This window comes from Pseudomonas sp. YuFO20 (assembly GCF_035064975.1).
Taxonomy (GTDB): domain Bacteria; phylum Pseudomonadota; class Gammaproteobacteria; order Pseudomonadales; family Pseudomonadaceae; genus Aquipseudomonas; species Aquipseudomonas putida_AE.
The window spans coordinates 68,435-75,574 of record NZ_JAXDEO010000036.1 but is presented as its reverse complement, the minus strand read 5'-3'; the positions used below and the strand labels follow the sequence as shown (position 1 = coordinate 75,574).

Sequence of the window (7,140 nt, the reverse complement as noted above, 5' to 3'; positions counted from 1 at the left end):
CCCAGTGCTCTACACCGGCAGCAACGGCCTGGTCGCGCATGAATGCATCCTCGACCTGCGCCCATTGAAAGACAGCAGCGGCATCAGCGTCGATGACGTCGCCAAGCGCCTGATCGACTTCGGCTTCCACGCCCCGACCATGTCCTTCCCGGTGGCCGGCACGCTGATGATCGAGCCGACCGAAAGCGAATCCAGGGAAGAACTGGACCGCTTCTGCGACGCCATGATCCGCATCCGCGAAGAAATCCGCACAGTGGAAAACGGCACGCTGGACAAGGACGACAACCCGCTGAAGAACGCCCCGCACACCGCGGCGGAATTGGTCGGCGAGTGGTCGCATCCGTACAGCCGTGAGCAGGCTGTTTATCCGCTGGACACCTTGATCGACAGCAAATACTGGCCGCCCGTAGGCCGAGTCGACAACGTCTTCGGCGACCGCAACCTGATCTGCGCGTGCCCATCCATCGCCGACTACCAAGACGCATAACCCTGCGCGTAACCCCTGTAGGAGCTGGCTTGCCAGCGAAGCTTCTGGCGGCCTTGATGGCCCCTTCGCTGGCAAGCCAGCTCCTACAAGGTGTGTGCGCCCCCCCCCTTTCGAGAACAACAGAGGACCTTCACCATGTTCAGCAAGCACGACCAGATCAAAGGCTACGACGACCAACTGCTCGCAGCGATGAATGCCGAAGATGCGCGCCAGGAACACCACATCGAGCTGATCGCCTCGGAGAACTACACCAGCCAACGGGTCATGGAGGCACAAGGCAGCGGCCTGACCAACAAGTACGCCGAAGGCTATCCGGGCAAGCGCTATTACGGCGGCTGCGAACACGTCGACGTGGTCGAACAACTGGCCATCGACCGCGCCAAACAGCTGTTCGGCGCCGACTACGCCAACGTCCAGCCGCACTCAGGCAGCCAGGCCAACGCCGCGGTTTACCTGGCGTTGCTGCAGGCCGGTGACACCGTGCTGGGCATGAGCCTGGCCCACGGTGGTCACCTGACCCACGGCGCCAAGGTGAGTTTTTCCGGCAAGCTCTACAACGCCGTGCAATACGGTATCGACACCGCGACCGGGTTGATCGACTACGACGAAGTCGAGCGCCTGGCCGTCGAGCATCAACCGAAAATGATCATCGCCGGGTTCTCCGCTTACTCCAAGACTCTCGACTTCCCGCGCTTTCGCGAGATCGCCGACAAAGTTGGCGCCTATCTGTTCGTCGACATGGCCCACGTCGCCGGGCTGGTGGCCACCGGTCTGTACCCCAACCCGCTGCCCTATGCCGACGTGGTCACCACCACGACCCACAAGACCCTGCGCGGTCCGCGGGGTGGGCTGATCCTGGCCAGGGCCAATGCGGAACTTGAGAAAAAACTCAACGCCGCCGTATTCCCCGGTGGCCAGGGCGGCCCGCTGATGCACGTGATCGCCGCCAAGGCCGTGTGCTTCAAGGAAGCGCTGGAGCCGGCGTTCAAGACCTATCAGGCGCAAGTGGTCCGCAACGCCCAGGCCATGGCGCAGGTGTTTATCGAACGCGGTTATGACGTGGTGTCCGGTGGCACCGACAACCACCTGTTCCTGGTCAGCCTGATCCGCCAGGGCCTGACCGGCAAGGACGCCGACGCCGCCCTGGGCCGTGCCGGCATCACCGTGAACAAGAACGCCGTGCCCAACGATCCGCAGTCGCCGTTCGTGACCTCGGGCCTGCGCATCGGTACGCCGGCGATCACCAGCCGCGGGTTCAAGGAAGCCCAGAGCATCGAGCTGGCCGGCTGGATCTGCGACATCCTCGATCACCTCGGCGATGCCGATGTCGAGGCTCAGGTCGCCCGTCAGGCCGCTGCGATGTGCAGCGATTTCCCGGTCTACCGCGACTAAGCACACACCACAAAACCTGTAGGAGCTGGCTTGCCAGCGAAGACGTCGGCAAATTCAACATAGATGTTGATCGTTCGACCGCTTTCGCTGGCAAGCCAGCTCCTACAGGTCCGGTTCTTGTCTGACAGACCATGGGAAACCTATGAACAAAGTGCAAGTGGGCACCAAACTGCGCGGTGCGGAAAAGGTCGCGCGGATTCCGGTCAAGATCATTCCCACCGATGAATTCCCGCGCAAACCGGACTGGATCCGCGTGCGCATGCCGACCTCCCCCGAGGTCGACCGGATCAAGCAACTGCTGCGCAAACACAAGCTGCACAGTGTCTGCGAGGAAGCCTCGTGCCCGAACCTGGGCGAGTGTTTTTCCGGGGGCACCGCGACCTTCATGATCATGGGCGACATCTGCACCCGGCGCTGCCCGTTCTGTGATGTCGGCCACGGGCGTCCGAAACCCCTGGACGTCGATGAACCGGGCAACCTCGCCGTGGCCATCGCCGAACTGCGCCTCAAATACGTGGTGATCACCTCGGTGGACCGCGACGATTTGCGCGACGGTGGCGCCCAACACTTCGTCGACTGCCTGCGCGAGATCCGCAGGCTGTCCCCGGGCATCCAGCTGGAAACCCTGGTGCCGGACTATCGCGGACGGATGGACGTGGCCCTGGCGATTACGGCGCTTGAGCCGCCCGATGTGTTCAACCACAACCTGGAAACCGTGCCGCGCCTGTACAAGGCCGCGCGGCCGGGCTCGGATTTCGAGTGGTCGCTGGACCTGCTGCAAAACTTCAAGCAGCGGGTGCCGCACGTCCCCACCAAATCCGGGCTGATGCTGGGTCTTGGGGAAACCGACGAGGAAGTGATCGAAGTCATGCAGCGCCTGCGCGAGCACCATGTCGACATGCTCACCCTCGGCCAGTACCTGCAACCGTCGCGCAGCCACTTGCCGGTGCAGCGTTTCGTGCACCCGGACGTGTTTGCCTGGTTCGCCGAGGAAGGCGCGCAGATGGGCTTCAAGAACGTCGCGTCCGGGCCATTGGTGCGTTCGTCCTATCATGCCGATCAACAACTTCATGGAGGTGTGGCGGCTTTCAAGCCATGATGAGGTGACTTGTCATGGATTTCAGGAGACCCCGCCCGATGCCCTTTGCCGCTCGATCATCGCTTTTGTTTTTAAGTCTTGCCCTGCCGTGCCTCGCCGGTGCCGAACCGAAGTCCGAGCACATGGTGTATTTGCGCACCATCGCCCCGGGCATCGAGCAGGACATCCGTTATGCCAGCGCCCACAATTTCACCGGTCACCCGCTCGACGGCTATGAAGCGCCCGAGTGCCTGTTGTCCCAGGAGGCCGCCGAGGCCCTCGGCCGGGTGCAAACGGCGCTGCAGGCGCAAGGCTATGGCTTGAAGGTGTTCGATTGTTATCGCCCCAGCCGCGCGGTCGCCGACATGGGGCGCTTCGCCACGGATCCGGGCGATCCGCGCAAGGCCGAATTCTATCCACGGGTGGACAAGCAGGACTTCTGGCGCCTGGGTTATGTGGCGCGGGTGTCCAACCACTCCAAAGGCGGCACCGTCGACCTCAGCATGACGGGGCCGGGCGCCCTGCCCGCCGACACCTGGACGCCGTCAGCCACACCAGTCGATTGCACCGCGCCTTATAATCAGCGTTGGCACGACGGCGCGGTCGACATGGGCACCGGTTTCGATTGCTTCGATGAGCGCGCCCATACCGATTCGACGTCGATCACGGAGGCGGCCATGGAAAATCGCCAGCGACTGACCCGCGCCATGGAGCAGGAAGGGTTTACCGGTTACTCCGCCGAGTGGTGGCACTTCACCTATACCCGTGATGCGTCGTTGAAGACCGTCATGGACTTCCCCATTACCCCGCTCGCGCCATGAACAGGCTTGGCAAAATCTGCGCGTGGCTGCTCCTGCTGCTACCCTGTGCCGCGATGGCGCAAGGGCTCGATGGCAGTGGTCAGTTGATCGTGGTCACCAGCAACAACTGGAATGCCATCCAGGGCATCGCCCAACGGTATGAACGCCGCGGCAGCACCTTCGAAAAGGTCGAAGCGCCGTTTGCGGTGGTTCTCGGCAAACACGGCATGGGCTGGGGCAAGGGACTGCTCGACACCCGGCCACTTCAGGGGCCGGTGAAACAGGAAGGCGATGGAAAGGCACCTGCCGGGATGTTCAAACTGGGCAGCGCTTTTGGTTACGACGCTTCAGCTGACACTCGCCTGCCCTACCTCGCACTGACCTCGACCATCGAATGCGTGGATGACAGTCAGTCCACGCGTTACAACGAACTGGTCGACGGCGCCACGATTACAAAAGACTGGAACAGCGCCGAACGCATGCGCCGCAAGGATGACTTGTATCGCCAGGGCATCTTCATCGAGCACAACACACCGGCATCCCCGGCGGCCGGCTCGTGCATCTTCTTCCATATCTGGCGTGGCCCCACGGCACCGACCCGGGGTTGCACCGCGATGGACCCGACGGATATCGCTCGCCTGCTCAGTTGGCTCGACCCGCGCCAGGCTCCGCTGCTGGTGCAATTGCCCGAGGCGCAGTACGAGCAGTTGCGGGAACGCTGGCACCTGCCACCGCGCTGACCCCCAGCGGGCGCCTGGCCAGGCGGATCTTGCCCAGCGTGTCGACAAAGGGCGTGACGATCAGGCTGTACAGGCTCAAGTAACGGCCATGATCCGCCTCGCCGGTGCCGAAGCGGATGGGCTCCGGTTGCGCCTGGGTGACGTACAGCGTGCCGAACATCCAGTCCCAGAGTGACAGGTTGACCCCGAAGTTCTTGTTGAAATGTCGCGGTGCGTCGCTGTGGTGAATCTGGTGCTGGGCCGGGCTGTTCAGCACGTGCTCGACCCGCGGCCCGAAGGACAGCCAGACATGGCTGTGGCGCAGATTGGCTGCCAGGGCGTTGAGGATGAACACCATGTAGGTCACGCCGAACAGCGTGTAACGGCTGATCTCCCCGCCGCAGGCGTACCAGAAGATGCCGGCAAAGGCGCTGACGAACACGAGATCGATCAAGCGCTCGACCACCTTCTCGAGGAAATGCACCCGGCTCGCCGTCACCGGTACCAGCACGGTCGCCGAATGATGAACTTTGTGAAACGCCCACAGGTAGCGCGAGTGGTAAGCGCGGTGGGCCCAGTAATGGATGAAGTCCTGCAGCAGGAACACGCCCAGGCCATAGAGCAAGGACAGGGCCAGGTGCTCCTCGACCTGCACCCGTGCGCCCCACAGCCGGGTGAAAAAGCGCATGTAGTCCCCGGAGCGCAATACGTACGGATCGACCAGGCCGACGATGGGCACCACCAGCAGGACTTTGAGGATGGCGCGCACGAAGTAGTAACGGTAATCGAGCAGCGCCGATGGATGAAAATGCACGCGGTTGCCGCCGATGAACTTCCAGAAGGTGGGAGCGTCGGTCAGCCCGCGGGATCTGCGCCAGCGGAACAAGCCGTAGGCCACGGCGTAGGAGGTGAAAAGGAAGGCCACACAGAGACGACCATTGAGGTCGAAGAGCCCGAGGAACTGGTCGCTGACAGGCGCGATAAGCCACCGGTGCAGGTACTGCTCGATCGGTGCGAGAACATCCATGAAAGGCTGCCCCCTGCGCAAGTAGAGCGTTGGGTAGGTTCGAAAAACGCTATTGCTGGAGCACGGCTTGCCGGCGATGACGACCTTGAGAGCGCCTTCGCCGGCAAGCCGGCTCCTACAGAATGTTATTGCGGATGTATCTTATTCAGGTCTTTGAATTTCGGCAACTGGCACAATCCCTGTCGAGGTCTTGGCCATCAGGAAATACAGGATTCCCGGCACCACCAGGCCGACGATCCAGGAAATATCCACGCCGCCAAGTTGCGCGACCATCGGTCCGGAATAGAAATGGGTGTCGACGAAAGGCAGCTGGATCAACACGCCGATCACGTACACGCTGATGCCCGGCATGTTCCAGCGACCATAGCGTCCTGCCGGGTCGGACAATGCCGGGATGTCATAACGCTCCTTGTTGATGAAGTAGTAATCCACCAGGTTGATCGCGCTCCAAGGGGTGAAGAACGTCAGCAGGAACAGGATGAAGTACTTGAACGAATTGAGGAACGAGTACTGGCCCAGCAGTGCGAGGGTGGTGGACGCCGCGACGATAACCAGCACGAACAGCATGCGCTGGCCGGTGCTGATTTCCAGGCGACGGCGAAAGCCGCTGATGATGGTGGCCACGCACATGAAGCTGCCATAGGCATTGAGGGTCGACACCGTGACCTTGCCGAACACAACGCTCAGGTACAGCAGGGAAGCCATCACCCCGGTACTGCCCAGGCCGACGATGGTCGCCACTTCATGCCCGCGAAAGTTCGCCCCCGCCAACGCCGCGGCAAATACGCCCAACACCATCGACGCCTGGGCGCCCAGCACGGTGCCGAGGCCGACGGCGGCGAAGGTTTTCCAGGATGAGGTGTTGCTCGGCAGGTAGCGCGAATAGTCCGCCACGTACGGGCCAAAGGCGATCTGCCAGGAAGCCGACAGCGACACCGCGAGCAGGAAGGTGCTCCAGCTGAAGTGGCGGTTTTCCAGCAACAGGCCGATGTCGTTGAGGCTGATCAAGCGGCTGAACAGATAGACGAACGCGATCACGCCCAACACGCTGGCCACCCGCCCGACCAGGTGGATCACCCGGTAACCGAACATCGTCAGCAGTGCGATGCAGGCGGCGAAAATCAGGATGCCGGCACTGTCGCTGACGCTGATCAACTGGGCAATCGCCTGCCCCGACAACACCGCACCGGTGGCGCTGAAGCCAAGGTACATCAGGCACACCAGCACAATCGGGATCGCCGCGCCGTACACCCCGAACTGCACGCGGCTGGAAATCATCTGCGGCAACCCGAGCTTCGGCCCTTGGGCGGCGTGTAGCGCCACCACGGCGCCGCCCAGTATTTGGCCGATCAGCAGGCCGATGAGTGACCAGAACACATCACCGCCCAACACCACGGCCAACGCCCCGGTGACGATCGCGGTGATCTGCAGGTTGGCGCCGAGCCACAGGGTGAACTGGCTATAGAGACTGCCGTGGCGCTCGGCCTCGGGGATGTAATCGATCGAGCGGGTCTCGATCAGGGGACTTCGTTGCTGACTATCGGTCATTATTGTTGTTCTCTGCGAAAATAGAAGGCATGCACGCAATTCAAATGTGGGAGCGGGCTTGCTCGCGAAGGCGATGTAACAGTCAACAT

The 7,140-nt window shown here is 62.2% G+C and carries 6 protein-coding genes and 1 pseudogene; 5 read left to right on the top strand and 2 right to left on the bottom strand.

The annotated features are described in order from the left end of the window. The 5 genes and pseudogenes from SOP85_RS20325 to SOP85_RS20305 form a co-directional block, all read left to right on the top strand. Window positions 1-487 (top strand): annotated as a pseudogene (locus SOP85_RS20325) (glycine dehydrogenase (aminomethyl-transferring)); the annotation flags it as partial. Window positions 488-622: 135 nt separating this feature from the next. After that, on the top strand, window positions 623-1,879 hold the full coding sequence (glyA, locus tag SOP85_RS20320) for a serine hydroxymethyltransferase (RefSeq protein WP_323628036.1): 1,257 nt from the start codon (window positions 623-625) through the stop codon (window positions 1,877-1,879). A 142-nt stretch (window positions 1,880-2,021) separates the two neighbouring features. Further along, entirely contained in the window at window positions 2,022-2,978 is a 957-nt protein-coding gene (lipA, locus tag SOP85_RS20315; RefSeq protein ID WP_323628034.1) for a lipoyl synthase, read from the top strand. Window positions 2,979-3,016: 38 nt separating this feature from the next. After that, window positions 3,017-3,778 carry a M15 family metallopeptidase gene (locus SOP85_RS20310; protein ID WP_323628032.1) on the top strand — a complete coding sequence of 254 codons (762 nt, stop codon included), beginning with the start codon at window positions 3,017-3,019 and terminating at the stop codon, window positions 3,776-3,778. Next, window positions 3,775-4,497: a L,D-transpeptidase family protein gene (locus tag SOP85_RS20305; protein ID WP_274074792.1), complete on the top strand. Its 723-nt coding sequence runs from the start codon at window positions 3,775-3,777 to the stop codon at window positions 4,495-4,497. The genes SOP85_RS20310 and SOP85_RS20305 overlap by 4 nt, the downstream gene beginning before the upstream one ends. Here the strand turns inward: SOP85_RS20305 and SOP85_RS20300 are convergent. Beyond that, window positions 4,400-5,503: a sterol desaturase family protein gene (locus SOP85_RS20300; protein WP_323628031.1), complete on the bottom strand. Its 1,104-nt coding sequence runs from the start codon at window positions 5,501-5,503 to the stop codon at window positions 4,400-4,402. The genes SOP85_RS20305 and SOP85_RS20300 overlap by 98 nt on opposite strands. 141 nt (window positions 5,504-5,644) lie before the next feature. After that, window positions 5,645-7,051, bottom strand: coding sequence for a purine-cytosine permease family protein (locus tag SOP85_RS20295; RefSeq protein WP_323628030.1), 1,407 nt, complete (start codon window positions 7,049-7,051; stop codon window positions 5,645-5,647). Between the last annotated feature and the right edge of the window lie 89 nt (window positions 7,052-7,140).

Coding starts and splice junctions, on each gene's coding strand:
- SOP85_RS20300 (WP_323628031.1), bottom strand. CDS start 5,503: ATGGATGTTCTCGCACCGATCGAGCAGTACCTGCACCGGTGGCTTATC.
- SOP85_RS20310 (WP_323628032.1), top strand. CDS start 3,017: ATGCCCTTTGCCGCTCGATCATCGCTTTTGTTTTTAAGTCTTGCCCTG.
- lipA (WP_323628034.1), top strand. CDS start 2,022: ATGAACAAAGTGCAAGTGGGCACCAAACTGCGCGGTGCGGAAAAGGTC.
- glyA (WP_323628036.1), top strand. CDS start 623: ATGTTCAGCAAGCACGACCAGATCAAAGGCTACGACGACCAACTGCTC.
- SOP85_RS20295 (WP_323628030.1), bottom strand. CDS start 7,051: ATGACCGATAGTCAGCAACGAAGTCCCCTGATCGAGACCCGCTCGATC.
- SOP85_RS20305 (WP_274074792.1), top strand. CDS start 3,775: ATGAACAGGCTTGGCAAAATCTGCGCGTGGCTGCTCCTGCTGCTACCC.